Genomic DNA, 25,468 nt, shown 5'->3' with positions numbered 1-25,468 from the left:
GATGACGCTTTTTTCATCCACCATCGCAGTGGGTGGATGACGCTTTTTTCATCCACCATCGCAGTGGGTGGATGGGTGAAGCGTCAGCTACGCGCCCCGATCCACCCTACGAAGTCACGGCCTTACGAATAGCTCTACGGTTCTGCACTCAACGCCAGCCTACGAGCGCCGGTCGCGTTGACGCCTGTGCAGGCTGCGCGCCTGCTACACTGCGCGCCATTTCGCTTATCAGGCCTGTACCGTGACTCACACCGCTTTCTCTTCGCTGCCGCTTTCCGCCGCCATGCTGGCCAATCTGGAGTCCCTCGGTTACACCGAGATGACGCCGATCCAGGCGCAGAGCCTGCCGGTGATTCTCAAGGGCATGGACCTGATCGCCCAGGCCAAGACCGGCAGCGGCAAGACCGCGGCCTTCGGTGTTGGCCTGCTCAATCCGCTCAATCCGCGTTATTTCGGCTGCCAGGCCCTGGTGCTGTGCCCGACCCGCGAGCTGGCCGACCAGGTCGCCAAGGAAATTCGCCGCCTGGCCCGCGGCGCCGACAATATCAAGGTGCTGACCCTGTGCGGCGGCGTGCCCTTCGGCCCGCAGATCGGCTCCCTGGAGCATGGTGCGCAGATCATTGTCGGCACGCCGGGGCGCATCCAGCAGCACCTGGCCAAGGGCACGCTGAAGCTCGACGGCCTCAACACCCTGGTGCTCGACGAAGCCGACCGCATGCTCGACATGGGCTTCTACGACAGCATTGCCGAGATCATCGGCCAGACCCCGAGCAAGCGGCAGACCCTGCTGTTCTCCGCCACCTACCCGGCCGGGATCAAGCAGCTGTCCGCCGCCTTTATGCGCAACCCGCAGCAGGTCAAGGCCGAGGCGCTGCACGACGACACCCAGATCGAGCAGCGCTTCTACGAGATCGCCCCGGAAGAGCGCATGGACGCCGTGGTCAAGCTGCTCGCCAGCTTCCGCCCGCAATCCTGCGTGGCCTTCTGTTTCACCAAACAGCAGTGCCAGGAACTGGTTGATCACCTCACCGCCAACGGCATTTCCGCCGCAGCGCTGAATGGCGACCTGGAACAGCGCGACCGCGATCAGGTGCTGGCGATGTTCGCCAACCGCAGCCTGTCGGTCCTGGTCGCCACCGATGTCGCCGCCCGCGGCCTGGATATCGACGCCCTGGACATGGTGATCAACGTCGAGCTGGCGCGTGATTCGGAAATTCATATCCACCGCGTTGGCCGCACCGGTCGCGCTGGCGAAAAAGGCATGGCCATGAGCCTGGTCGCCCCGGCCGAAGGCCATCGCGCCCAGGCCATCGAAGCCCTGCAAAAGAGCCCGCTGAACTGGCACCCGCTGAACAGCCTCAAGGCCAAGGCCGGCGAGCCGCTGCAACCACCGATGATCACTCTGTGCATCGGTGCCGGGCGCAAGGACAAACTGCGACCCGGCGACATCCTTGGCGCGCTGACCGGCGACGCCGGCATTCCCGGTGCCCAGGTTGGCAAGATCGCCATCTTTGACTTCCAGGCGTTTGTCGCGGTGGAACGCAGCATGGCGAAAATCGCCCTGAAGCGCCTGACCGAAGGCAAGATCAAAGGCCGCTCGCTGCGCGTGCGGACGCTGTAACGGCGCAACCGCAACGAGCGGCTAACAGGCCGCCGCCTCACCGCGATCAGGCACACCGCACGCTCTGCCAAGGCGCTACATGCCGTGGCGCTGAACGATCTCGGCGTAGCTGCCATCGGCTTGCATGGCCGCAATCGCTTCGTTGAACGCTTCGGCAATCTCCCTGTGCTTCGGGTGCTGACGGCTGATCAGAATGCGCAGGCCGTTTTCACTCAAGGGTTGCGGCAGGAACTCCAGCTCGTCGCGGATGCTGCTCAGCTCGCGGTTCAGGTGATAGCGCGCCACCAGTTCGTCTTCCAGGGTCAGCTGCACACGGCGGGCATGCACCATGCGCGCGGCACTTTCGAAACTGCCGACGCCGACTTTCTGCAACTGGCTGTCGGCGCTGAAGGCATCCGAATAGGCATAGCCGCGTATCACCGCAATGGCATGGGGGTAGAGGTCCGTCAGGCTGTCGAACTGGATGCCCATGCCGCGACGCTGCAAGAAGCGGATACGGTTGATCAGGTAAGGCTCGGAGAAATAGCCGAAGCCGGTGCGGTCTTCCGCGTACCAGGCGTTGATCAGCACATCGTAATCGGCGCGTTGCAGGCCGCGCACTGCGCGCTCCCAGGGCACTTCGGCATAGCGCGTGCGGTAGCCCGCGCGGGTCAGCGCGGTATCTACAAGGTCGGAGGCAACGCCGTTGTTCAGCAGGTTCTGATCATTGAAGGGCGGCCACGGGTTGGCGACCAGACGCAGGGTCTCGGCGGGACTTGCAAGCGGCAACAACGCCAATAACAACAACCAGATTCGCAGTCCAGTCATAGAGGGCTAACCGTATGAGGCAACGAGCTTCTAATCATAGACGCTGAGAGCAGCAGCGCCGAAAGCGAGTGGCCTAGGCTGAAACGAAGGGCTATCAGGCCGGTGAAGCTGAGTTCGGTTGACTGGAACAAACGGTGCGCCGAACACCATTACAGCGTCAGCGCACCGCCACGCGTGAGGCTAGAGCTGCAGGTTGAGGTGGCCGCCAAAAATCCCAACCAGACCGATGATGATCAGGTAGATGGCCACAATGTAATTCAGCAAGCGCGGCACTATCAGAATCAAAATGCCGGCAATCAGCGAAATCAGCGGGGTCAGTGCGAGCGTCATCGTTATATTCCTTATAGATGTCTATGGATTGAAGCGTTACCGCAGCGTGCACTCTAGCTGAGGGGGCACCTTTCCATAGACCACTGGCGCCTTAAAAAATCCGGCTGGCCTTTCAGTTGCTCCTCTCACGCGCCTGACCAGGCGGCTTTGCTTGGGCCGGGTACGCTGTCGGCCGCGCGGGATGCGGGTAAGATGCGCGCTGTTTTGCGCTGCATGTCGGCGCGGTCGTCGTGAGGAAGTTCGCGTGCTCGCTACCCAGGTTGTGATTATCGGCGCCGGCGCGGCCGGTTTGATGTGTGCCATGACCGCCGCGGCGCGTGGTCGCCAGGTGCTGCTGCTCGACCACGCCAACAAGGCGGGGAAAAAGATCCTGATGTCGGGTGGTGGGCGCTGCAATTTCACCAACATGTACTGCGAGCCGGGCAACTTTCTTTCGGAAAACCCGCACTTCTGCAAATCCGCCCTGGCCCGCTATACCCAGTGGGATTTCACCGGCCTGGTGGCCAAGCACGGCGTGCCCTACCACGAGAAAAAGCTCGGCCAGCTGTTCTGCGACAACAAGGCCAGCGACATCCTCGGGCTGCTCCTGGCCGAATGCGAAGAGGCCGGCGTCGACCTGCGCCTCGACACATCGGTCGAGCAGATCGACCGCGACGATACGGGCTATCTGCTGCACACCGGTATCGGCCCGGTGAGTTGCCAGTCCCTGGTGATCGCCACTGGTGGTCTTTCCATTCCGACGCTTGGCGCCACCGGCTTCGGCTATCAGGTGGCAAAACAGTTCGGCCACACGCTGTTGCCCACCCGCGCCGGCCTGGTGCCGTTCACCCTTACCGACCCGCAACTGAAAAGCCTGTGCAGCGAACTGTCCGGCACCTCGGTGGAAGACTGCCTGGTGAGCTGCAACGGGCAGAGCTTTCGTGAAAACATCCTGTTTACCCACCGCGGCCTGAGCGGGCCGGCGATTCTGCAGATTTCCTCGTACTGGCAGCCGGGCGATGCCATCAGCATCAACTTGCTGCCGCATATCGACCTGCCCGAATGGCTGACGACGCAACAGCAGGAACGGCCGAACAGCGAGCTGAAAACCCTGCTCGGCGAACTGTTTACCAAGAAGATGGCCGGGCTGCTGGCGGAAACCTGGTTCGCCTCGAAACCGATGAAGCAGTACACCCCTGGCGAACTCAAGGCAATCGCCGACAAGCTCGCCGACTGGCAGCTGGTGCCGGCCGGTACCGAAGGTTACCGCACCGCCGAAGTGACCCTGGGCGGCGTGGATACCCGGGAGGTGTCATCGAAAACCATGGAGTCGCTGAAAAGCCCGGGGCTGTATTTCGTTGGCGAGGTGCTAGACGTCACCGGCCACCTCGGTGGCTTCAATTTCCAGTGGGCCTGGGCCTCGGGGTACGCGGCGGCGCAGTACGTCTGAGCGGCCACGCTCATGCAACCAAACTGGCCGGACTTGGGCTTGAGGAGCGACTTGGGCAGCGGCGCGATACGGGCGCTGTGAACCTCGCCTGGCGCCTGTGGAAAAGATCTATCGAATTTTATCGCGCGCCGCGCTCTAACGCTGGCTCGCCCTTTTCGCACAAGGATTGTCTGCCGACATGACCCAAGACCAAGGTTTGATTTTCGCCATATTGGTGATAACCGTTGCAATGTTCATCTGGGGCCGCTGGCGGCACGACATCGTCGCCCTTGGCGCCCTGCTGGCCTGCGTAATCGTCGGGCTGGTGCCGGACGAAGAGGCGTTCGCCGGCTTCGGTCACCCGGCCGTGATCACCGTCGCCTGCGTTCTGGTATTGAGTTATGGCCTGCAGATCACCGGCGCGGTGAATGTCATCGCCCGGCGGGTTTTGCCGGCCAATGCCGGACCGACCCTGGCAATCGCCGCGCTAACCGGTTTCGGCGCCACCCTGTCGGCATTCATGAACAACGTCGGGGCGCTGGCCTTGTTGATGCCGATTGCCCTGCAGATCGCCAGCAAGCAGGGCTTGCCGCCAGGTCGCGTGCTGATGCCGCTGGCATTCGGCACCGTGCTCGGCGGCATCACCACGCTGATCGGCACACCGCCCAACCTGATCGTCTCCAGCTTCCGTGCGCAAAGCGGCGCCGGCCCGTTTGCCATGTTCGACTTCAGCCTGGTCGGCGTCCCGGTGGCGCTGGCGGGCGTGCTGTTTATCGGCCTGGTCGGCTGGCGGTTGGTGCCCCGGCGCGAAGTGGCGAACGCCGCCAGCTTCGATACCGGCACCTACCTCACCGAGGCGCGGATCAAGGAGGGCGCCAAAGCTGCCGGCAAGACCCTGCGCGAGGTCGAACAACTGCTCGAGGAGGCCGACGCCCAGGTCGTCGGCATGGTGCGCAACAAGTTTCGCGTGTCGGCGCCCAACCCGCGGCGGGTGCTGCAGGTCGACGATGTGCTGGTGATCGAGGCCGACCCGGAAGCGCTCGGCAACGTGCTCAACGACCTGGGGCTGAGCCTGGCCGCTGACGTGCCGCCGCCCGCCGAACTGGAAACCGACCTGCAGACGGACAGCCATACCCAGGACAACGGGGCTGCTACGAGCAGCGAAACCGACGTCGATCAGGCACTCAGCAAACCCAAGAAGGACGACGCGGACGGCGAGTCCAGCGTGCTGCAGGAACTGCTGGCGCTGCCCAACTCGGAACTGATCGGCAGCACGGCGAGCGACACCCGGCTGCGCAGCCGCTACGGGATCAACCTGCTGGCGATTTCGCGCAAGGGCCACCGCTCGATCAAACGCCTGCGCTCGACCCTGATCCAGCCCGGCGACGTGCTGCTGCTGCGCGGCGCGCCGGGCGATATTGCCGAGTTCGCCGCCGACTACACCTGCGTGCCGCTGGCCGACCGGGCGATCAGCATTCCTAACCCGCGTCACGCCACCATCGCCCTGAGCGTGATGGTGCTGGCAGTCGCCGCGGCGGCGTTCGGCCTGTTTTCCGCGGCGGTGGCGTTTTCCCTTGGCCTGCTGGTGTTCATGGTGCTGCGCGTGGTGCCACTGCGCTCGATCTACGACTCCATCGACTGGCCGGTTATCGTCCTGCTCGGCGCCCTGATGCCGGTCGCCGGCGCCTTGTCTACCACCGGCGCCGCCGACCTGATTGCCCAGCTGCTGATGGAAACCATCGCCCAGGGCAACCCGGTGCTGGTGCTGACCGTGCTGCTGGTGGTGACCATGTTCCTTTCCGATGTGATGAACAACGCCGCAACCGTGGCGGTGATGTGCCCGATCGCGTTGAGCGGCGCCAGCCAGCTGGGCATCAACCCGGATGCGCTGCTGATGGCGGTGGCGATCGGCGCATCCTGCTCGTTCCTCACCCCGATCGGCCACCAGAACAACACGCTGATTCTCGGCCCTGGCGGGTTCCGCTTCGGCGACTACTGGCAACTGGGGGTGCCCCTGGAAATCATCGTCACGCTGATCAGCGTGCCCATGCTGATGTTGGTCTGGCCGCTGTAAGTACCCGCACACACAGCAAGCCGGCCCCAGCTGAAACGACTGAGGATGTAGCGGCCCTGGAAAAATTTCCTTTCCAGGAGCCGCAGCGGGTGCCGGTTGGTCACTGACTCCGCTAGTCTGCTGCATCGATTTTTTCTGCAGGACCCTGCGCCGGATGTCTCGCCCCTCGATACGCCATTCCCTTCGCCGCCTCTGGGCGCTGGACAAGTTCAGCTACAGCCTGCGGGTATTCATCGCCCTCAGTGGCAGCCTGCTGTTGTGCTGGCAGCAGGGCTGGATGCACGCGCTGATTCCGTTGTTCCTCGGCGTGATCGCCAGCGCCCTGGCGGAAACCGATGACAGCTGGCAGGGCCGGCTCGGCGCATTGCTGGTGACCCTGGCCTGCTTCAGCGCGGCAGCCTACGCGGTCGAATGGCTGTTTCCCTATCCCTGGCTGTTCGTCACCGCGCTGGCACTGTCCAGCTTCGCCCTGACCATGCTCGGCGCCCTTGGCGAGCGCTACGCCACCCTGGGCTGGGCCACCCTGATTCTGGCGATCTACAGCATGATCGGCGTCGAGCACCGTGGCGGCACCGCGGGCCTGTGGCTGGAGCCGTTGTTGCTGGTGGCGGGCGCCGCCTGGAACGGCCTGCTGTCGGTGATCTGGAATGCGCTGTTCGCCCACCAGCCGGTGCAGCACAGCCTGGCGCGGCTGTTTCGCGAACTGGGTCGCTACCTCAAGCTCAAAGCCGCGCTGTTCGAGCCCCTGCGCCAGCTTGATGTGGAGGAACGCCGACTGGCGCTGGCGAAGCAGAACGGCCAGGTGGTCGCGGCTCTCAATGCCGCCAAGGAAATCATCCTGCACCGCGTCGGTGGCGGTCGACCGGGGCCGAAAGTCAGCCGCTACCTCAAGCTGTATTTCCTCGCCCAAGACATCCACGAGCGCGCCAGCTCGTCGCACTACCCCTACAACGAGCTGGCCGAAGCGTTCTTCCACAGCGACGTGCTGTTTCGCTGCCAACGCCTGCTGCGTCTGCACGGCGAAGGCTGCCAGCGCCTGGCCCAGGCCATCGAACTGCGCCAACCCTTCGAATACCGTGCGCTCTGCCACCAGGCGCTCGACGACCTGCACACCTCGCTTGAGCACCTGCGGGTGCAGAGCAACCCGGCCTGGCGCCACCTGCTGCGCTCACTCAACGCCCTGGCGGGCAACCTCAGCGCCCTTGACCGTCTGCTCGGCCACGCCAGCAACCCCGATGCGCTGGACGAACAGCAGGACAACAGCCTGCTGGACCGCGAACCGCATTCGTTGAAGGAAGTCTGGGAGCGGCTGCGCCTGCACCTGACGCCGACCTCGTTGCTGTTTCGCCACGCGCTGCGCCTGTCGGTCGCCCTGACCCTGGGGTACGGTCTGCTGCACTGGATCCATCCGACCCAGGGCTACTGGATTCTGCTGACGACCATGTTCGTCTGCCAGCCAAACTACGGTGCCACCCGGCGCAAGCTGGTGCAGCGGATTGGCGGCACCGTGCTCGGCCTGCTGCTCGGCTGGGCGCTGTTCGATCTGTTCCCCAGCCCGCTGGTCCAGGCCTTCTTCGCGGTGGCGGCCGGCGTGGCCTTCTTCGCCACCCGCAGCACGCGCTACACCCTGGCGACCGCGGCGATCACGCTGCTGGTGCTGTTCTGCTTCAACCAGGTCGGCGACGGCTATGGCCTGTTCATTCCCCGCCTGGTCGACACCCTGCTCGGCAGCCTGATCGCCGGGCTCGCGGTCTTTCTGATCCTGCCGGACTGGCAGGGTCGCCGGCTCAACCGCATGCTCGCCAATACCCTGAGCTGCAACAGCATCTACCTGCGGCAGATCATCCAGCAATACGCCAGCGGCAAGCGTGACGACCTGGCTTACCGCCTGGCCCGGCGCAACGCGCACAATGCCGACGCCACCCTGTCGACCAACCTGGGCAACATGCTGATGGAGCCGGGCCATTTCCGTAAGCAGGCGGATATCGGCTTTCGCTTTCTGGTGCTGTCGCACACCCTGCTCAGCTACCTGTCCGGGCTCGGCGCGCACCGCGGCGAAGTGCTGCTCGATGAGGATCCGCGCCAGCTGCTGCAGAGTGCCGAATGCCTGGCGCAGAGCCTCGACGACATCGCCAGCAAGCTGGCCACGGAACAGCCGGTGGCGATTCAGAGCGATGCCGAAGAACAACTGGCCAAGCAGTTGGAGCAGATCCCCGACGAGCTCGATGATGCCCAACGCCTGGTGCAGACCCAGCTGGCGCTGATCTGCCGCCAGCTCGGGCCGTTACGCACCCTGGCCGCGCACCTGCTGAAGGATCAGACTGCCCGCGCCAGCCAAGCGCCGTTATGAGCACACGACAAGGGAATCTTTCCGCACGAAAACGGCCAGATAGGGTGGCCAGCCTGGCGGTGCGGGTTCGCCCCACGTAGGTAGTTTGTCCATGGCCTGTTAAAATGCCGCCCCTTCGCCCCCCTCATGCAGAGCGAGTCAGCTTTATGAGCGCCACGCCCAAACCCCTGGTTCTGATCATTCTCGATGGCTTCGGTCATAGCGAAAGCCCCGAATCCAACGCCATCTACGCGGCCAACACCCCCGTATACGACCACTTGCGCGCCACCCAGCCCCACGGGTTGATTTCCGGCAGCGGCATGGACGTGGGCCTGCCAGACGGGCAGATGGGCAACTCCGAAGTCGGTCACATGAACCTTGGCGCCGGGCGCGTGGTGTATCAGGACTTCACCCGCGTGACCAAGGCGATCCGCGATGGCGACTTCTTCAGCAACCCGGCCATCACCGGCGCGGTCGACGCCGCGGTTGGCGCGGGGAAGGCCGTGCATATCCTCGGCCTGCTGTCCGACGGCGGCGTGCACAGCCATCAGGACCACCTGGTCGCCATGGTCGAGTTGGCAGCGCAACGGGGCGCCGAAAAAATCTACCTGCACGCCTTTCTCGATGGCCGCGACACCCCGCCAAAGAGCGCGCTGGGCTCCATCGAGCTGCTCGATGCCGCCTTCGCCAGGCTCGGCAAGGGGCGGATCGCCAGCCTGATCGGCCGCTATTTCGCCATGGACCGCGACAACCGCTGGGATCGCGTCGAGCAGGCCTACGGCCTGATTGTCGACGGTCGTGGCGAGTTCAACGCTGCCAATGCCGTGGCCGGCTTGCAGGCCGCCTATGAGCGCGGCGAAAGCGATGAGTTCGTCAAAGCCACCACGCTGGGCCAGGCGGTGCGCGTCGAAGACGGCGACGCCGTGGTGTTTATGAACTTCCGCGCCGACCGCGCCCGCGAGCTGACCCGCTGTTTCGTCGAGGCGGACTTCAAGGAGTTCCCGCGTGCCCGCGTGCCGCAGTTGGCCGGCTTCATCATGCTCACCCAGTACGCGGCGAGCATCGCCACGCCCAGCGCATTCAAGCCGGAAGCGCTGACCAACGTGCTCGGCGAATACCTGGCGAACAACGGCAAGACCCAGCTGCGCATCGCCGAAACCGAGAAGTACGCCCACGTGACCTTCTTCTTCTCCGGTGGCCGCGAAGAGCCCTTTGCCGGCGAAGAGCGCATCCTGATCCCTTCGCCGAACGTCGCCACCTACGACCTGCAGCCGGAGATGAGCGCACCGGAAGTCACCAACCGTATCGTCGATGCCATCGAAAACCAGCGTTATGACGTGATCATCGTCAACTATGCCAATGGCGACATGGTCGGCCATACCGGCGTGTTCTCCGCTGCGGTCGCCGCGGTCGAGTGCCTGGACAGCTGCGTCGGCCGCATCGTCGCGGCGCTTGACAAGGTGGGCGGCGAGGCGCTGATCACCGCCGACCATGGCAACGTCGAGCAGATGGCCGATGAAGGCACCGGCCAGGCGCACACCGCGCACACCTGCGAGCCAGTGCCGTTCATCTATGTCGGCAAACGCCCGGCGACGATCCGCGCCGGCGGCGTTCTGGCCGACGTGGCGCCTACCCTGCTGACCTTGATGGGCCTGCCGGTACCGGCGGAAATGACCGGCACCAGCATTGTCGAGCTGCACTGAGCCCGCTGCCAACGGAGACAAGGCTGCGCCATGTCTGCAACTTAACAGCCAGATGCAATCCGTAAGGTACTGATATCTGCACAGATTGTCCCCGGATTGCATCGGGGCTAAGCGGAGCATTTTGTAGGGTGGACATGGCGCAGCCTTGTCCACCGCGAGCGACCAGATGGCGGACAAGCCTTCGGCATGTCCACCCTACGAAATTGCAGGCCCTGCACCTAAACATTGATCGATGCATGACGCTGCGGCCTGCGGCACCGCGCACTTTCTGGCGCTTATGACTTACAGCTTGCCGCTGCTTTTTTAGGCATACTAGGCGCGTCCTTCACCCAGGTGTTACCCGCCCCATGTTCCGCGCCCTCGCCCTCGTTTTCCTGACTTTCCTGCTTGCTCCGGCGTTTGCCGACGAGAAGGCCGATGCCCAGAAACAGCTGGAAGCCGCCCGCGCCGATGTGGCCGAGCTGAAGAAGCTGCTGGAAAAGCTGCAGCAGGAAAAATCCGGCGTGCAGAAGCAGTTGAAAACCACCGAAACCGAGATGGGCAAGCTGGAAAAGCAGGTCGACGGGCTACAGCAGGAACTCGAGCAGAGCGAAGAGGAAATCCAGCGCCTCGACAGCGAGAAAAAAAAACTCGAAGGCGCGCGCCTTGAGCAGCAACGGCTGATCGGCATCCAGGCCCGTGCGGCTTACCAGAGCGGCCGCCAGGAATACGTGAAGCTGCTGTTGAACCAGCAGAACCCGGAAAAATTCTCCCGCACCCTGACGTACTACGACTACCTCAGCGAAGCGCGCATGGAGCAGTTGGCCACATTCAACGAAACCCTGCGCCAGTTGGCCAACGTCGAGCGCGACATCGCCAACCAGCAGGCCCAGTTGCTGGCGCAGAAAACCGCGCTGGACGAGCGCCACGAAAAGCTCGCCGAGGTCCGCAAACAGCGGCAAACCGCACTGGCCAAGCTCAACAGCGAATTCTCCGCCCGCGACAAGAAGCTCAAAGCCCGCCAGCAGGAACAGGCCGAACTGGCGCGCGTATTGAAGACCATTGAAGAAACCCTCGCCCGTCAGGCCCGCGAAGCCGAGCAGGAGCGCCAGCGTGCGCTGGTTGCGGCGCGCGAGCAGCGCGACGCAGGTGGCACAAAACCGCCAAGCGGCGGTCCATTGCTAGGGTCGGGCCCGCAGGTCAGCTCCGGCGCCAGCGTCGGTGGCCCTTTTGCCAAGGCACGGGGAAAATTGCCCTGGCCGGTGGATGGCCGACTGGTCGCCCGTTACGGCACGCCGCGCGGTGGCGATGCCCGCACCAAGTGGGATGGGGTTTTGATCGGCGCGTCCGCTGGCAGTCAGGTTCGCGCGGTGCATGGCGGTCGCGTGGTATTCGCCGACTGGCTGCGTGGCGCCGGGTTGCTGGTCATCCTTGATCACGGCAACGGCTATTTAAGCCTGTATGGCCATAATCAAAGCCTGCTCAAGGATGCTGGTGAGCTGGTCGATGCGGGTGAGCCCATCGCGACCGTCGGTACCAGTGGTGGGCAGGAAACACCCGCGTTGTATTTCGCGATCCGTCAGCAGGGCCGTCCGAGCGACCCTGCGCAGTGGTGTCGCTCGCAAGGATAAGCGTCGCACATACCTTTTTAGGGTTAGGAGCTAGTTCGTATGCCGCATCTGTCTCGCCTCACCTCCCTGGCCTTGGCTGTCGCCCTGCTTGGCAGCGGCTCCCTGGCGCACGCCGATGCGACGCCGGCGACTGCGCCACAGGCGCCGCTGCCCCTGGACGAGCTGCGCACCTTTGCCGAGGTGATGGATCGCATCAAGTCGGCCTACGTCGAACCGATCAGCGACAAGACCCTGCTGGAAAACGCGATCAAGGGCATGCTCAGCAACCTCGATCCGCATTCCGCCTACCTCGAGCCCGAGGCCTTCCTGGAGTTGCAGGAAAGCACCAGCGGCGAATTCGGCGGCCTGGGCATCGAAGTCGGCATCGAAGATGGCTTCATCAAGGTCGTCTCGCCAATCGACGATACTCCTGCTTCGGCGGCCGGCATCCAGCCCGGCGACCTGATCGTCAAGATCGACGGCAAGCCCACCAAGGGCATGTCGATGATGGAGTCGGTGGAAAAGATGCGCGGCAAGGCCGGCAGCAAGATCACCCTGAGCCTGGTGCGCGAAGGCGGCAAGCCGTTCGACGTCGAACTGACTCGCGCGGTGATCCGGGTCAAGAGCGTCAAGAGCCAGATGCTCGAGGACGGCTACGGCTACGTGCGCATCACCCAGTTCCAGGTCAACAGCGGCGAAGAAGTGGGCAAGGCGCTGGCCAAGCTGCGCAAGGACAACGGCAAGAAGCTGCGTGGCCTAGTGCTCGATCTGCGCAATAACCCCGGCGGCGTGCTGCAGGCCGCGGTGGAGGTGTCCGATCACTTCCTCAAGCAGGGCCTGATCGTTTATACCGAAGGCCGTATCGCCAATTCCGAGCTGCGTTTTTCCGCCGACCCGACCGACGCCAGCGAAGGCGTACCGCTGGTGGTGCTGATCAACGGCGGCAGTGCCTCGGCATCGGAAATCGTCGCTGGCGCCCTGCAGGATCACAAACGCGGCGTGGTGATGGGCACCGACAGCTTCGGCAAGGGCTCGGTGCAGACGGTGTTGCCGCTGAACAACGACCGCGCACTGAAACTCACCACTGCCCTGTACTTCACCCCCAACGGCCGCTCGATTCAGGCCCAGGGCATCGTGCCGGATATCGAGGTCGCACGCGCCAAGCTGACCCGCGAAAAGGACGACGCCAATATCAAGGAAGCCGACCTGCAGGGCCATCTGGGCAACGGTAACGGCGGCGCGGACAAACCCAGCGGCAGCAAAGCCGAACAGGTCGCCCGCCCGCAGGACGACGACTACCAACTGAGTCAGGCTCTCAACCTGCTCAAGGGGCTGAACATCACCCGCGGTAGCTAAGGCCAACGCCCAGGCATGAAAAAGCCCGACCGCAGCGCACTGCGGTCGGGCTTTTTGTTAAGTGTTACAGGTAGTTGTTGGTCATCTCGTCGATGAACCCTTCCGCACGCATTTCATCCAGGGCCTTCTGCAAGCGCTGCACCACTTCGTCAGGGGTGTCCTTGTTCAGCGCCAGAAACAGCTCGGCATCGTTGAAACGCAGCACGGTGTTGAGCCCGCTGACGCCTTCCTGCTTGGCCAGATAGCGACCGACCGGGTCGGTGGTGGCCCACAAGTCGATCTTGCCGCTGATCAGCTTCTTGATGTTCTCCTGATCGCGCAGCGCGTTGATCGGCTTCAGGCCCTGGCTTTCCAGGTGCTGACTGACCGCGTCGTTCTTGTAGGCGCCGATCTGGTATTGCCCGGCATCTTTCAGGCTGGCAACGCTGAGGTTGTTGCCAGGTGCGGCGAGCAGTACCCAGCCGGTCTTGGCCAGCGGACCGACCCATTTGAACAGCGGTTGCCGTTCGGGGGTGAAGGTGGTGGAGAACAGACCGTAGTTGGGTTTGTCCAGCGTCAGGCGATAGAGACGGTCCCAGGGAAAGCGCAGGGTCAGCGTGTAGTTGATGCCCGCACGCTTGAACATTTCACGGACGATTTCCGCGCTGATGCCATCAATGCCGTCGTCCCGGGCGAAGTTCTTGTCATCCACCGCCATGTTGAACGGCGGGAAATTTTCGGTCAGCAGCACGACTTTGTAGTCTGCCGGCAACTCGGCGCGCACCGCGCAGGTCGCCAGGAGGAGGCCGAACAACAGACTGGTTTTCAGGGTTTTCAACATAGCTCTTTCCACTCGCTTGTATTGTGGTTATGGCTAGCGGCATCCGTGCTCGGACAGGTGCCCGGCGACTGTGCGTCAACCATCCATGGCAGCGAGTCAGCTCGTGGCCGCCCGCTGGGTTCAGTTCCCGTCCGTTGAAAACTGCTGCGATCCGCCCAGGCGGCGCTCGCGACTCTTCAACTCCGGTTACAGGTAGTTATTCAGAATGTCGTCGACAAAACCTTCGGCGCGCATTTTGTCCAGCTCGGCTTGCAGCTTCTGTACCACCTCATCCGGCACTTCCTTGTTGAGTGCCAGGTACAGTTCGGCGCTGTCGAAGCGCAGGATGGTCTTCAGGCCGGATATACCTTCCTGTTTGGCCAGGTAACGGCCGGCGGGATCGCCCGTCGCCCACAAATCGATCTGCCCACCCTGCAGCTTTTTGGCATTTTCCTGGTCGCGCAGCGCGGTCAGCGGCTGCAGGCCTTTTTCCACCAGATGCTGGGCGATGGCGTCGCCCTTATAGGCGCCGACCTTGTATTGCTTGGCGTCTTCCAGGGTGTCGAGGGTGATACTGCTGTCACCTTTGCCAAGTAGAACCCAGTCATCCGGGCCAATCGGGCCGACCCACTTGAACAACGTTTCGCGTTCCGGCAAACGAGCCGCGACGAAAACGCCGTAGTTGGGCTTTTCCAAGGCCAGCTTGTAGATGCGGTCCCACGGGAAACGCAGGGTCATGTTGTACTGGATGCCGGCGCGCTTGAACATTTCGCGGATGATGTCCACGGCGATGCCGTCGATATTGTCTTCCTGGGCGAAGTTCTTGCCATTGATCGCCATGTTGTAAGGCGGGAAATTCTCGGTCAGCAGCACCATGCGATAGTTTGGGTCGACTTCGGCGCGGGCACCACTTGCCAGCACCAGAAGGGTGCTGAAGGCCGCGAGCAGGGTAGCTTTGAACATAGAAGGTCTCGATCTGAAAAAAGGTGGCTGTTACGCAGGATAACCAGCCAAGCCGGTGCTGGCAAAGTGAGCACGGTTACAGTAGCTGAACTAAGCCAATAAAAGGCAATCACAATGGGTTGGCTTTTGCAGCGGCTTCACGCGAGCAAGCAGTCGCCCGCGCTGCTCCGGCGAACCGCGATGATGCAGGTTAACCCGGAGTCGACCTTCCTAAAGCCCGGCTCACCGTAGGCCTCGGACTGCCGGGCGTTGCGCTTAACGGACGACGATGCCGCGGCTGGCGAGGTAGGCCTTGGCTTCTGGCACCGTATACTCACCGAAGTGAAAGATGCTCGCAGCCAATACGGCAGCCGCCTTGCCTTCGATAATGCCGTCAGCCAGGTGCTGAAGATTGCCAACGCCGCCGGAGGCGATGACCGGGATGCCGACCATTTCGCTAATCGCGCGGGTCACGCCGAGGTCATAGCCACTCTTCACGCCGTCCTGATCCATGCTGGTCAGGAGGATTTCGCCGGCGCCGAGGTCTTCCATCTTCTTCGCCCAGAGCACTGCATCCAGGCCGGTCGGCTTGCGCCCGCCGTGGGTGAAGATTTCCCAGCGCGGGGTTTCGCCCGGCTTGGAGACCTTTTTCGCGTCGATGGCGACGACGATGCACTGCGAACCGAAGCGCGAAGCAGCTTCGCCAACGAACTCCGGGGTGAATACCGCGGCGGTGTTGATCGAGACCTTGTCCGCACCGGCATTCAGCAGGTTGCGGATGTCCTGCACAGTACGCACCCCACCGCCCACGGTCAGCGGGATAAACACCTGGCTGGCCATGCGCTCGACCGTGTGCAGCGTGGTGTCGCGGCCATCGACGCTGGCGGTGATGTCGAGAAAGGTAATCTCGTCGGCGCCTTGCTCGTCGTAACGGCGGGCAATTTCCACCGGGTCGCCGGCATCGCGGATGTTCTCGAACTGCACGCCCTTGACGACGCGGCCGTTGTCCACGTCGAGGCAGGGGATGATGCGTTTGGCCAGTGTCATGGCAATCTCTCTCGTAGGGTGCGCTGCACGCACCGAATACCGTCACAGGTGCGCCCGGCGCACCCTACCTCACCTGTTTGCGGCTCGCGGCCTGGTGCTTACGGCTTGTTTATTCGTCTTTGCTTTTCAGGTCGCAAAGCGCCTGGGCTTCGGCCACATCCAGGGTGCCTTCGTAGATGGCCCGCCCAGTGATGGCGCCGATGATGCCCGGCGTGTTGGTGTCCAGCAGCGCCTGAATATCGCCGAGATTGTGAATGCCGCCAGAGGCGATCACCGGGATGCGCGTAGCGTTGGCCAGGGCCACGGTGTAAGGGATATTGCAGCCCTGCATCATGCCGTCCTTGGCGATATCGGTATAAACGATGGCGGACACGCCGTCGGCTTCGAAGCGCTTGGCCAGATCGATCACCTGCACCGTGCTGACTTCCGCCCAACCGTCGGTGGCGACAAAACCGTCCTTGGCGTCCAGGCCGACGATGACCTTGCCGGGAAACGCCTTGCACGCCTCGGCCACGAACGCCGGATCTTTCACAGCCTTGGTGCCGATGATCACGTAGCTGACTCCGGCCTTGACGTAGTGCTCGATGGTTTCCAGCGAACGGATGCCGCCGCCGATCTGGATCGGCAGGTTCGGATAGCGCTTGGCGATCGCAGTGACCACTTCGCCATTGACCGGCTGCCCTTCGAAGGCACCGTTGAGGTCGACCAGGTGCAGACGGCGGCAGCCGCCCTCGACCCACTTGGCGGCCATGCTCACTGGGTCATCGGAAAACACCGTGGAGTCTTCCATGCGGCCCTGGCGCAGACGCACGCAAGCGCCGTCCTTCAGATCGATTGCGGGGATAATCAGCATCGGTTGAACCTGCTCAAGTCGTGTGAATTCGGTGGGTCAGCTCTTTTCCAGCGCCCAGAGGTCGCTTTCGATGCTCTCGAACCGTTCTTTCAGGTGAGCCTGCACATCGAAAATCGCCCGGTTGTAGTAGTGCGGCGCAATCTCGCGGGCAAACAGCTCCAGCACTTCGGCGGCCTCGAAGCTGCCCAGCTCAAGCTCGAAGCGCTCGGCCATAAAGCGCTTGAGCACCAAGCAGGCTTCACGCTCCTGCTCGGCGCTCAAGGTCATGATCGGCGGCTTACTCTTGGCCCGGCTCATTTACCAGCGACCATCCCAGGCGGCGAAATTCTGCAGCAACTGCAGGCCATGGGTGTGGCTCTTCTCCGGGTGGAACTGCACGGCGAAGCGCGAGCCCTCGGCCAGCGCCGCGGCGAAATCCTTGCCGTAATGCCCGCGACCCACCACCTGCTTGGGGTTGCCGGCCTCGATGTAATAGCTGTGCACAAAGTAGAAGCGCGCCAGGTCCGGGATGTTGTGCCACAGCGGGTGCTTGATCGCCTGGCTCACTTCGTTCCAGCCCATGTGCGGCACTTTCAACGGCTCGCCGTCTTCGACCATGTCCTTGCCGAAGAAACGCACCTGGCCGGGAAACAGGCCGATGCAATCGACGCCATCGTTCTCTTCGCTGCGTTCGAGCAACGCCTGCATGCCCACGCAGATGCCGAGAAACGGGCGATCCTGACTGACTTCGCGGACCAGTTCATCAAAGCCGAGGCGACGAATTTCGGCCATGCAATCGCGAATTGCGCCGACGCCGGGAAACACCACACGGTCGGCTTCGCGAATCACCTGGGCATCGCTGGTTACCAGTACCTTGCCGGCGCCGACATGCTCAAGCGCCTTGGCCACCGAATGCAGGTTGCCCATGCCATAGTCGATGACCGCAACCGTCTGCATCAGAGCACGCCCTTGGTCGATGGCATCTGCCCAGCCATGCGCGGGTCCAGCTCAGTGGCCATGCGCAGCGCGCGGCCGAAGGCCTTGAATACGGTTTCGATCTGGTGGTGGGTGTTAGTGCCGCGCAAGTTGTCGATGTGCAGGCTGACCAGCGCATGGTTGACGAAGCCCTGGAAGAACTCCTGAAACAGGTCGACATCGAAGCCGCCCACCACCGCACGGGTGAAGGGCACGTGCATCTGCAGGCCGGGACGACCGGAGAAGTCGATCACCACGCGCGACAGTGCCTCATCCAACGGCACGTAGGAGTGGCCGTAACGGGTCATGCCTTTCTTGTCGCCGATGGCCTTGGCAAAGGCCTGGCCGAGGGTGATGCCGACGTCTTCCACGGTGTGGTGGTCGTCGATATGCAGGTCGCCCTTGCACTCGATATCCAGGTCGATCAAGCCATGACGGGCGATCTGGTCGAGCATGTGTTCGAGGAACGGCACGCCGATATCGAACTTGGCCTTGCCGGTGCCATCCAGGTTGATCGAGACCTTGATCTGGGTCTCCAGGGTGTTGCGCTCGACGAATGCCGTACGTTCGGCCATCACCAGCTCCACAAAGTCGTTGTGCGAAAGGGCCACCATTATAGGCCGATAAGCGCAAAACCTTGAAGCAAGCCGAACCAGACGGAAAAACCGCCGGTGCGCAGCGACGCTGGTCACTTCTCCAAGCGCCGATAATGGCGAAATTGCCCAGAAGAGTTAGCGCCTGCACGGGTAGACTGCGCCTGTTTGCAGAGGCGCGATCCGCACGCCGCCTAACCTCCACGCGTCTATGAGCAGGAAACTGGACATGCCGGTTGTCGTCGAATTTGCCTCACCCGCCCGCGCGCAGGACCGCATCGACCTGGGCAAGATCTACCAGGACGCGCCCACCTGGCTGCTACCGCCCTACGCGGATGCACAGCAGTTGATCGACGCGGCACTGGCGGCCAACACCTTGCTGGTCGGGCGGTTTAATGACCGGTTGCTGGGTGCCGCCGTGCTCGAACGGCAAGCCGACCGGTGGCTGCTGACTCATCTGTGCGTGCGGTCGATAACTCGCCAGCGCGGTGTCGGCCGCCGCCTACTTGACGAGGCGCAGCGGTTGGCCGGCGAAGCAGGCAAGCCCTTGCAGCTATGGATCCCCGCAGGGCATCCGCAACGCCAAGCGCTGGTGGCGCGCTACGGGTCGCAGGTGGCCGAGTAGCGTCACACCCCATCAGCTTGCGGCGAACGACTCAGCAGTACTTCGCGCATGCGGCAAGGTCTACGACAGTTGCACGCTCCCCGGTCTGGCCACTAGCCAGGTAAGCCACAGCAGGCTCAGCGCACATAGCCCGGCCAGCCCTAACCCCAACGCCCACTGCGCCGGTGCCAGCCAGAACCCCCAGCCCAGGGCCACGCTCGCCATCGCCAGCAAACGGATGCACTCCAGCCGCCACAGGCCGCGCCGGCCTTCAAACAGCAAACCAAGGCTGATGCAGCCGAACAGAATCACCCCGACCAACAACCATGGCTCCCACACCGCCGCACGTTTGACGCTGGCGAGAAAGCCGAGGGTCAGCGCATTGATCGCGACAAACTGGGCAAAGGCATAGGCCTTGAGCCCGGGCGGGTAGTCGCATTCAAACTTCTCCGCGCCCATCTTCGGCCAGGGCGTGTCGCGTACATCCTCGGGCCGCCAACCAGTCGGCATCCACCACAGCCGCAGCTTGTCCCACCAGTGCCGGGTGGCCAGCGCATCGGCCCATAGCAGGCGCCACCAGCTGAACTGCAGACGAATCGGATCGAAGGTGCTGACCGGCGTGGTCACGCCGTAGCGCACCGGCTCACGCTCCTCGGCATAGGTGCCGAACAGCTTGTCCCAGAGGATGAATACGCCCCCATGGTTCTTGTCGATGTAGGCGTCGTTCTGCCCATGGTGGACGCGATGCAACGACGGTGTGATCAGCACATGCTCGACCCAGCCGAGGCGCCCGACATGCTGGGTGTGAATCCAGAACTGATAGACCAGTTGGATGCCGAGCAGCAGCAGAAATACCGGCAGCGGCAGCCCGAGCACGGCCAGGGGCAGGTAGAACGGCCAGTCGAATGCCGTCTGAAACGCGCCTTTGCGCAAGGCGGTGGACAGATTGAAGTCTTCGCTGGAGTGATGCGGCTGGTGCGCGCCCCACAGCAGGTTGTGCCGATGCAGGGTGCGGTGCGCCCAATAGAAGCAGAAATCCACCGCGATGAAACCGACCAGCCACAACCACGGCGAACTGGCTGGCCAATCGAACAGCCGCGCATGCTCGTACAGCCAGGCGTACGGCACGATCAGCAGCAGCCGCAGCGGGCCTTCAAGCAACACACGCAGCACGGCGGTGTTGATGCTGGTGCTGGCGTCGGCCAGGCGATAGGTCGCGCGGCCGCTGTGCCGCTCATAGGCCAGCTCCAGCAGTATCAGCAGGATGTACAGCGGAAACGCCATTACCGCGACGTTCATAATCGCCTCATCGATTCTTCGGTTGGCTCAGCCTAACCGCGCAGGCCCTCGCCCATGGCAGCCAAACCCGCCAAACAGCAGCACCGAAAACGCCAGACGCCCCACCGCCCACGAAGCGCGACGGCTGCGCCAAACAGCGAGGCCAAGGGAACCGGCGGCGCGCCTGCCCATCCAAATCGCCAGCAACCGGCGACGGCCACCAGCGCCCTCGAACGAACTGCCTGGCACCTGCCGCAGCAAAAACCGGTTGCAGCTTTTCGACGGTCGATCAGCACGGGCGGCGCTATACTCGCCGACTTAATTTAAAGTCATCGATACAAGGACTCGCACATGAAAGCGCTCGGCAAAATCCTGGGTCTGCTATTTCTCGGGCTGTTGCTGATCATAGTGGCGCTGGGCTTCGCCCTCACCCACCTGTTCGATCCCAACGACTATAAAGACGAAATCCGCGAGCTGGCCCGCGACAAGGCCAACCTGGAATTGACCCTCAACGGCGACATCGGCTGGAGCCTGTTTCCCTGGCTTGGCCTAGAGCTGACCGACGCGACGCTGGCCAGCGCGAGCACACCTGACAAGGCATTCGCCGACCTGCGCCTGCTCGGCCTGTCGGTTCGCGTGCTGCCGCTGCTGCGCAAAGAAGTGCAGATGAGCGATATCCGCATCGACGGCCTCAACCTCAACCTGCAGCGCGATGAAAACGGTCGCAGCAACTGGCAGGACGTAGGGCGGCCGGCCAATGCCACGACGGCCGACTCCACTGCCGCACGCCCCGAAACGGCGCCCGCCGAACAGAGCGAAGACCGCTACACCAGCCCCCAGCCGCTCAAGCTGGATATCGACAGCCTGATCGTCAACAGCGCGCGCATCGACTATCACGACGTGCAGAAGGGTCAGCAATTCAGCGCCGAAAGCATTCAGCTGACCACCGGCGCGATTCGCGAAGGCGCGAATATCCCGCTCAAGCTCAGCGCATTTTTCGGCACCAATCAGCCGGTGCTGCGCGCCCGCAGCGAACTGCAGGGCGAGCTGCGCTTCGACCGCGCGCTCAAGCGTTATCAGTTGGAGGATGCCAAGTTGTCCGGCGAGGTCTCAGGCGAGCCCTTCAATGGCCAGACCCTGACCTACTCCGCCCAAGGCCAGTTGCTGGTCGACCTGGCCGCCCAGGTCGCGGAATGGAACAGCCTGAAGCTGTCCGCCAATCAGCTGCGCGCCATCGGCGAGCTGAAAGTCCGCGACCTGAACAACCAGCCCAAGCTTGCCGGCGGCCTGTCGGTCGCACCGCTCAACCTGCGTGAATTCTTCGCCACCGTCGGCCAGGAAGTCCCGCCGATGAGCGATGAAACCACCCTCAGCCAATTCGAACTGGTCACTCGCCTGAGCGGCACCAGCAACAGCCTGACGCTCGAAGACCTGAAGCTGAAGCTCGACGACACCAGCTTTACCGGGCAGATCGCTCTGGCCGACTTCGCCAAGCAAGCACTGCGCATCGACATGCAGGGCGACCAGCTGAACCTCGATCGCTACCTGCACGCACAAAGCCAGACCAGCAAGGATGCCGGCAGCGCACGCAAGGCCGAGGTCAAGGCGAGCGTCGCCGATGCCGGCCAAAGCGGCACCACACCGCTGCCCAACCCGCCGACACAGCAGGCCTGGAGTGACGAGAAGGTGCTGCCGGTCGAGCCGCTGCGCAAGCTCGACCTGCAACTCGTCCTGGGCCTTGATCAGCTGACCGTGGACACGCAATCCATCAGCAAACTTGAGCTGCGAGGCAAAAGCCTGGGCGGCCTGCTGACCCTGGAAGAACTGCGCGGCAACCTCGGCAGCGGCGCCTTCGCGGCCAGCGCAACCATCGACGTGCGCCCCGCCATTCCATTACTCAGCGTGCAGAAGAAACTGACCCGGGTAGCCGTCGAGCCCTTCCTCAAGGCCGACGACCAGGCTTCGCCGCTCAAGGGCTTGCTCGATCTGCAAGCCGACCTGAACACCCGCGGCAATAGCCAGAAAGCCTGGGTCGAGGGCCTCAACGGCACGGCCAATTTTGCCCTCAGCGAAGGCGTACTGGTTGACGCCAACCTGGAACAGCAGCTGTGCCGCGGCATCGCCACGCTCAACCGGGAGTCCCTGACCAGCGAGCCGCGCAGCAAGGACACGCCCTTCGAAACGCTGCACGGCACCCTCAACATTCGCAACGGTGTGGCCAGCAATCCGGACCTGATGGCGCGCATTCCGGGCCTGGCCGTTGCCGGCAATGGTGACCTGGACCTGCGCGTGCTGGGTCTGGATTACCGCGTCGGTATCACCCTGATCGGCGATGAGCGGGAAATGCCCGACCCGGCCTGCCAGGTCAACGAGCGCTACGTCGGCATCGCCTGGCCGGTACGCTGCCGCGGCCCGCTGGAAATGGGCGCCAAGACCTGCCGTCTCGATCAGGACGGGCTGGGCAAAGTGGCGGCCAAGCTGGCCGGCGACAAGCTTAACGAGAAGATCGAAGAAAAACTCGGCGACAAGGTCAGCCCGGAGCTGAAGGACGCGCTGAAGGGCTTGTTCAATCGATGAGCCCCGAGCATTTTTCCAGCGCCGTGCTGGACTGGTACGACCGCCACGGGCGCAAGGACCTGCCCTGGCAACAGGGCATCACCCCCTACCGGGTCTGGGTATCGGAAATCATGCTGCAGCAGACCCAGGTCAGCACCGTGCTTGGCTATTTCGACCGCTTCATGGCCGCGCTGCCAACGGTGCAGGCCCTGGCCGAGGCGCCGGAAGATGAAGTGCTGCACCTGTGGACCGGCCTCGGCTACTACACCCGGGCACGCAACCTGCAGAAGACCGCGAAAATCGTCGTGGCCGAACACGCCGGCGAATTCCCCCGCGACATCGAGGCACTCACTACGCTACCTGGCATCGGGCGCTCCACTGCCGGCGCCATCGCCAGCCTGAGCATGGGCGTGCGTGCGCCGATTCTCGACGGCAACGTCAAGCGCGTACTGGCGCGCTACGTGGCCCAGGAAGGCTACCCAGGCGAACCCAAGGTCGCCAAGCAACTGTGGGACGTCGCCGAGCGCTTTACCCCGCGCGAGCGCGTCAACCATTACACCCAGGCGATGATGGACCTGGGCGCCACACTCTGTACCCGCAGCAAGCCGAGCTGCCTGCTCTGCCCGCTGCGCAGCGGCTGCCAGGCGCACACGCTCGGCCTGGAGATCCGCTACCCGATTCCCAAGCCGCGCAAGGCGCTGCCGCAAAAGCGCACGCTGATGCCGATCCTCGCCAACCGCGACGGCGCCATACTGCTCTACCGCCGGCCATCGAGCGGGCTCTGGGGCGGCCTGTGGAGCCTGCCCGAACTCGACGACCTGGACAGCCTCGACGCGCTGGCCGACCGCCACGCGCTGAGCCTGGGCTCACGCCATGCGCTGGACGGGCTGACGCACACCTTCAGCCACTTCCAGCTGGCCATCGAGCCCTGGTTAATCCGGGTCGAGACCGCGCCTGACAACGTGGCCGAGGCCGACTGGCTCTGGTATAACCTCGCCACCCCGCCGCGCCTGGGCCTCGCTGCCCCAGTGAAAAAACTGCTGAAGCGCGCCGCAGACGCCCTCAATGCCGAACCCATTACAGGAGAGCAGCCATGACCCGCACCGTGATGTGCCGCAAGCACAAGCAGGAATTGCCCGGCCTAGACCGCGCGCCTTACCCGGGCGCCAAAGGCGAAGACATCTACGCCAACGTATCCAGGCAAGCCTGGGACGAGTGGCAGAAACACCAGACGCTGCTGATCAACGAGCGGCGCCTGAACATGATGAACGCCGAAGACCGCAAGTTCCTCCAGGCTGAAATGGACAAGTTTCTCTCCGGCGAGGAATACGCCCAGGCCGAAGGCTACGTCCCCCCCAGCGAGTAACACGTGCGCAAGTAGCCTGGGTTGAGCGCAGCGATACCCAGGGAAAACGCCTTGCTGTCGCTACATGCACCGACTTACAACCAACCCCGCTGACCCACCCCCATACAAGCCCCACTAAACCTAACCGCCCGTATTGATTAAATATTCTTGAAAAGCGCGCTTGACACCTACCTGCCAAATCCGTCTAATAGCGCCCCGTTGCCCAGGTAGCTCAGTCGGTAGAGCAGGGGATTGAAAATCCCCGTGTCGGCGGTTCGATTCCGTCCCTGGGCACCACTAACAACTAAAAAAGCCCGATCAGCGTATCGGGCTTTTTTGTGTCTGCGCGACAGCCAACTGCACTGACGCGACACCCTTCCGCTACAACCCTTTGATGCGCGCCAAACGGCTTGGCGGGTGGCGAAACGCTATGCTAGCTTGACGCCTCGCCACGCAGGCCAGTACCGCCTGAGCGCGCTCGAATAAGAAGAGGACACCCCATGGCCGAGGCCACGCCCGCGCTGCAAATTCGCGATCTGCATAAACGCTACGGCGACCTCGAAGTGCTCAAGGGCATCTCGCTAACGGCCCGCGACGGCGATGTGATCTCCATCCTCGGCTCTTCCGGTTCCGGCAAATCGACCTTCCTGCGCTGCATCAACCTGCTGGAAAACCCGCACAAGGGACAGATCTTCGTCGCAGGCGAAGAACTCAAGCTGAAGCCCGCCAAAAATGGCGACCTGGTGGCCGCAGACGGCAAACAGATCAATCGGCTGCGCAGCGAAATCGGTTTCGTCTTCCAGAACTTCAACCTGTGGCCGCACATGAGCGTGCTCGATAACATCATCGAAGCGCCGCGCCGCGTGCTGGGCCAGAGCCGCGCGGAAGCCACCGAAGTGGCCGAGGCGCTGCTGGCCAAGGTCGGTATCGGCGACAAACGCCACGTTTATCCCAACCAGCTTTCCGGTGGCCAGCAACAGCGTGCGGCCATTGCCCGAACCCTGGCGATGCAGCCGAAAGTGATTCTGTTCGATGAGCCAACTTCGGCACTCGACCCGGAAATGGTACAAGAAGTGCTTAGTGTGATCCGCGCGCTCGCCGAGGAAGGTCGCACTATGCTGTTGGTGACCCACGAGATGGGCTTCGCCCGCCAGGTATCCAGCGAAGTGGTGTTCTTGCATCAGGGCCTGGTGGAAGAACAGGGCTCGCCCGAGCAGGTGTTCGACAACCCGAACTCGGCGCGCTGTAAACAATTCATGTCCAGCAATCGCTAAACACGG

At 63.2% G+C, this 25,468-nt stretch carries 22 protein-coding genes and 1 tRNA gene; 13 read left to right on the top strand and 10 right to left on the bottom strand.

The features are described 5' to 3' along the window. Positions 1-241 precede the first annotated feature (241 nt). On the top strand, positions 242-1,621 hold the full coding sequence (gene dbpA, locus ACX0MV_RS17395) for an ATP-dependent RNA helicase DbpA (RefSeq protein ID WP_458983778.1): 1,380 nt from the start codon (positions 242-244) through the stop codon (positions 1,619-1,621). Positions 1,622-1,696: 75 nt separating this feature from the next. Here the strand turns inward: dbpA and ACX0MV_RS17390 are convergent, their stop codons facing one another. Together ACX0MV_RS17390 and ACX0MV_RS17385 are read right to left on the bottom strand one after the other, a co-directional pair. Continuing rightward, positions 1,697-2,428 carry a substrate-binding periplasmic protein gene (locus ACX0MV_RS17390; RefSeq protein WP_458983777.1) on the bottom strand — a complete coding sequence of 244 codons (732 nt, stop codon included), beginning with the start codon at positions 2,426-2,428 and terminating at the stop codon, positions 1,697-1,699. Positions 2,429-2,608: 180 nt separating this feature from the next. After that, the gene (locus ACX0MV_RS17385; protein ID WP_458983776.1) at positions 2,609-2,758 is read right to left on the bottom strand and encodes a DUF3096 domain-containing protein; all 150 of its coding nucleotides are present in this window, start codon (positions 2,756-2,758) and stop codon (positions 2,609-2,611) included. 244 nt (positions 2,759-3,002) lie between these two features. On the opposite strand from ACX0MV_RS17385, the gene ACX0MV_RS17380 reads away from it, so the two are divergent. The 6 genes from ACX0MV_RS17380 (at position 3,003) to ACX0MV_RS17355 (ending at position 13,217) form a co-directional block, all read left to right on the top strand. Next, entirely contained in the window at positions 3,003-4,187 is a 1,185-nt protein-coding gene (locus ACX0MV_RS17380; RefSeq protein WP_458983775.1) for a BaiN/RdsA family NAD(P)/FAD-dependent oxidoreductase, read from the top strand. Between the two features lie 178 nt (positions 4,188-4,365). Further along, positions 4,366-6,240, top strand: a complete 1,875-nt coding sequence (locus ACX0MV_RS17375) for an SLC13 family permease (protein WP_458983774.1) — start codon at positions 4,366-4,368, stop codon at positions 6,238-6,240. Positions 6,241-6,394: 154 nt separating this feature from the next. Next, positions 6,395-8,590, top strand: coding sequence for a YccS family putative transporter (gene yccS, locus ACX0MV_RS17370; protein ID WP_458983773.1), 2,196 nt, complete (start codon positions 6,395-6,397; stop codon positions 8,588-8,590). 146 nt (positions 8,591-8,736) lie between these two features. Beyond that, complete coding sequence (gene gpmI / locus ACX0MV_RS17365) at positions 8,737-10,272, top strand: 2,3-bisphosphoglycerate-independent phosphoglycerate mutase (RefSeq protein ID WP_458983772.1); 1,536 nt, start codon at positions 8,737-8,739, stop codon at positions 10,270-10,272. A gap of 347 nt (positions 10,273-10,619) precedes the next feature. Further along, positions 10,620-11,882 carry a murein hydrolase activator EnvC family protein gene (locus ACX0MV_RS17360; protein ID WP_458983771.1) on the top strand — a complete coding sequence of 421 codons (1,263 nt, stop codon included), beginning with the start codon at positions 10,620-10,622 and terminating at the stop codon, positions 11,880-11,882. A gap of 39 nt (positions 11,883-11,921) precedes the next feature. Next, a complete protein-coding gene (locus tag ACX0MV_RS17355; protein ID WP_458983770.1) occupies positions 11,922-13,217 on the top strand; it encodes a S41 family peptidase in 1,296 nt (431 codons plus the stop codon). A 64-nt stretch (positions 13,218-13,281) separates the two neighbouring features. Here ACX0MV_RS17355 and ACX0MV_RS17350 read toward each other — a convergent pair whose 3' ends face one another. The 7 genes from ACX0MV_RS17350 to hisB form a co-directional block, all read right to left on the bottom strand. Continuing rightward, positions 13,282-14,037: a substrate-binding periplasmic protein gene (locus tag ACX0MV_RS17350; RefSeq protein WP_458983769.1), complete on the bottom strand. Its 756-nt coding sequence runs from the start codon at positions 14,035-14,037 to the stop codon at positions 13,282-13,284. Positions 14,038-14,223: 186 nt separating this feature from the next. After that, positions 14,224-14,979, bottom strand: coding sequence for a substrate-binding periplasmic protein (locus ACX0MV_RS17345; protein ID WP_458983768.1), 756 nt, complete (start codon positions 14,977-14,979; stop codon positions 14,224-14,226). A 255-nt stretch (positions 14,980-15,234) separates the two neighbouring features. Then, positions 15,235-16,005: an imidazole glycerol phosphate synthase subunit HisF gene (gene hisF, locus ACX0MV_RS17340; RefSeq protein WP_458983767.1), complete on the bottom strand. Its 771-nt coding sequence runs from the start codon at positions 16,003-16,005 to the stop codon at positions 15,235-15,237. A 109-nt stretch (positions 16,006-16,114) separates the two neighbouring features. Further along, complete coding sequence (gene hisA, locus ACX0MV_RS17335) at positions 16,115-16,858, bottom strand: 1-(5-phosphoribosyl)-5-[(5-phosphoribosylamino)methylideneamino]imidazole-4-carboxamide isomerase (protein ID WP_458983766.1); 744 nt, start codon at positions 16,856-16,858, stop codon at positions 16,115-16,117. A gap of 36 nt (positions 16,859-16,894) precedes the next feature. After that, positions 16,895-17,155 (bottom strand): DUF2164 domain-containing protein, encoded by a 261-nt coding sequence (locus tag ACX0MV_RS17330; RefSeq protein WP_458983765.1) that lies wholly within the window; start codon positions 17,153-17,155, stop codon positions 16,895-16,897. Further along, positions 17,156-17,794, bottom strand: coding sequence for an imidazole glycerol phosphate synthase subunit HisH (gene hisH / locus ACX0MV_RS17325; protein ID WP_458983764.1), 639 nt, complete (start codon positions 17,792-17,794; stop codon positions 17,156-17,158). After that, entirely contained in the window at positions 17,794-18,387 is a 594-nt protein-coding gene (gene hisB, locus ACX0MV_RS17320; RefSeq protein ID WP_458983763.1) for an imidazoleglycerol-phosphate dehydratase HisB, read from the bottom strand. The genes hisH and hisB overlap by 1 nt, the downstream gene beginning before the upstream one ends. Before the next feature lie 247 nt (positions 18,388-18,634). Between hisB and ACX0MV_RS17315 the strand changes: the two genes are divergently transcribed. Then, on the top strand, positions 18,635-19,030 hold the full coding sequence (locus ACX0MV_RS17315) for an acetyl-CoA sensor PanZ family protein (protein ID WP_458983762.1): 396 nt from the start codon (positions 18,635-18,637) through the stop codon (positions 19,028-19,030). A 60-nt stretch (positions 19,031-19,090) separates the two neighbouring features. Here ACX0MV_RS17315 and ACX0MV_RS17310 read toward each other — a convergent pair whose 3' ends face one another. Then, positions 19,091-20,308 (bottom strand): sterol desaturase family protein, encoded by a 1,218-nt coding sequence (locus ACX0MV_RS17310; RefSeq protein ID WP_458983761.1) that lies wholly within the window; start codon positions 20,306-20,308, stop codon positions 19,091-19,093. A 330-nt stretch (positions 20,309-20,638) separates the two neighbouring features. On the opposite strand from ACX0MV_RS17310, the gene ACX0MV_RS17305 reads away from it, so the two are divergent. The 5 genes from ACX0MV_RS17305 to ACX0MV_RS17285 all read left to right on the top strand — a co-directional run bounded on the left by ACX0MV_RS17305 (position 20,639) and on the right by ACX0MV_RS17285 (position 25,462). Next, complete coding sequence (locus ACX0MV_RS17305) at positions 20,639-22,864, top strand: AsmA family protein (protein ID WP_458983760.1); 2,226 nt, start codon at positions 20,639-20,641, stop codon at positions 22,862-22,864. Further along, positions 22,861-23,940: an A/G-specific adenine glycosylase gene (mutY, locus tag ACX0MV_RS17300; RefSeq protein WP_458983759.1), complete on the top strand. Its 1,080-nt coding sequence runs from the start codon at positions 22,861-22,863 to the stop codon at positions 23,938-23,940. The genes ACX0MV_RS17305 and mutY overlap by 4 nt, the downstream gene beginning before the upstream one ends. Further along, entirely contained in the window at positions 23,937-24,209 is a 273-nt protein-coding gene (locus ACX0MV_RS17295; RefSeq protein ID WP_458983758.1) for an oxidative damage protection protein, read from the top strand. The genes mutY and ACX0MV_RS17295 overlap by 4 nt, the downstream gene beginning before the upstream one ends. Positions 24,210-24,409: 200 nt before the next feature. Next, positions 24,410-24,485 (top strand) — tRNA-Phe (locus ACX0MV_RS17290). A gap of 203 nt (positions 24,486-24,688) precedes the next feature. Continuing rightward, positions 24,689-25,462, top strand: coding sequence for an ABC transporter ATP-binding protein (locus ACX0MV_RS17285; protein ID WP_458983757.1), 774 nt, complete (start codon positions 24,689-24,691; stop codon positions 25,460-25,462). Positions 25,463-25,468: the final 6 nt, after the last annotated feature.

The organism is Pseudomonas cistanchae, assembly GCF_054483635.1.
This window is presented reverse-complemented; position numbering and strand designations above follow the sequence as displayed.

Coding starts and splice junctions, on each gene's coding strand:
- ACX0MV_RS17390 (WP_458983777.1), bottom strand. CDS start 2,428: ATGACTGGACTGCGAATCTGGTTGTTGTTATTGGCGTTGTTGCCGCTT.
- ACX0MV_RS17385 (WP_458983776.1), bottom strand. CDS start 2,758: ATGACGCTCGCACTGACCCCGCTGATTTCGCTGATTGCCGGCATTTTG.
- ACX0MV_RS17375 (WP_458983774.1), top strand. CDS start 4,366: ATGACCCAAGACCAAGGTTTGATTTTCGCCATATTGGTGATAACCGTT.
- yccS (WP_458983773.1), top strand. CDS start 6,395: ATGTCTCGCCCCTCGATACGCCATTCCCTTCGCCGCCTCTGGGCGCTG.
- gpmI (WP_458983772.1), top strand. CDS start 8,737: ATGAGCGCCACGCCCAAACCCCTGGTTCTGATCATTCTCGATGGCTTC.
- ACX0MV_RS17360 (WP_458983771.1), top strand. CDS start 10,620: ATGTTCCGCGCCCTCGCCCTCGTTTTCCTGACTTTCCTGCTTGCTCCG.
- ACX0MV_RS17355 (WP_458983770.1), top strand. CDS start 11,922: ATGCCGCATCTGTCTCGCCTCACCTCCCTGGCCTTGGCTGTCGCCCTG.
- ACX0MV_RS17350 (WP_458983769.1), bottom strand. CDS start 14,037: ATGTTGAAAACCCTGAAAACCAGTCTGTTGTTCGGCCTCCTCCTGGCG.
- ACX0MV_RS17345 (WP_458983768.1), bottom strand. CDS start 14,979: ATGTTCAAAGCTACCCTGCTCGCGGCCTTCAGCACCCTTCTGGTGCTG.
- hisF (WP_458983767.1), bottom strand. CDS start 16,005: ATGACACTGGCCAAACGCATCATCCCCTGCCTCGACGTGGACAACGGC.
- hisA (WP_458983766.1), bottom strand. CDS start 16,858: ATGCTGATTATCCCCGCAATCGATCTGAAGGACGGCGCTTGCGTGCGT.
- ACX0MV_RS17330 (WP_458983765.1), bottom strand. CDS start 17,155: ATGAGCCGGGCCAAGAGTAAGCCGCCGATCATGACCTTGAGCGCCGAG.
- hisH (WP_458983764.1), bottom strand. CDS start 17,794: ATGCAGACGGTTGCGGTCATCGACTATGGCATGGGCAACCTGCATTCG.
- hisB (WP_458983763.1), bottom strand. CDS start 18,387: ATGGCCGAACGTACGGCATTCGTCGAGCGCAACACCCTGGAGACCCAG.
- ACX0MV_RS17315 (WP_458983762.1), top strand. CDS start 18,635: ATGCCGGTTGTCGTCGAATTTGCCTCACCCGCCCGCGCGCAGGACCGC.
- ACX0MV_RS17310 (WP_458983761.1), bottom strand. CDS start 20,308: ATGAACGTCGCGGTAATGGCGTTTCCGCTGTACATCCTGCTGATACTG.
- ACX0MV_RS17305 (WP_458983760.1), top strand. CDS start 20,639: ATGAAAGCGCTCGGCAAAATCCTGGGTCTGCTATTTCTCGGGCTGTTG.
- mutY (WP_458983759.1), top strand. CDS start 22,861: ATGAGCCCCGAGCATTTTTCCAGCGCCGTGCTGGACTGGTACGACCGC.
- ACX0MV_RS17295 (WP_458983758.1), top strand. CDS start 23,937: ATGACCCGCACCGTGATGTGCCGCAAGCACAAGCAGGAATTGCCCGGC.
- ACX0MV_RS17285 (WP_458983757.1), top strand. CDS start 24,689: ATGGCCGAGGCCACGCCCGCGCTGCAAATTCGCGATCTGCATAAACGC.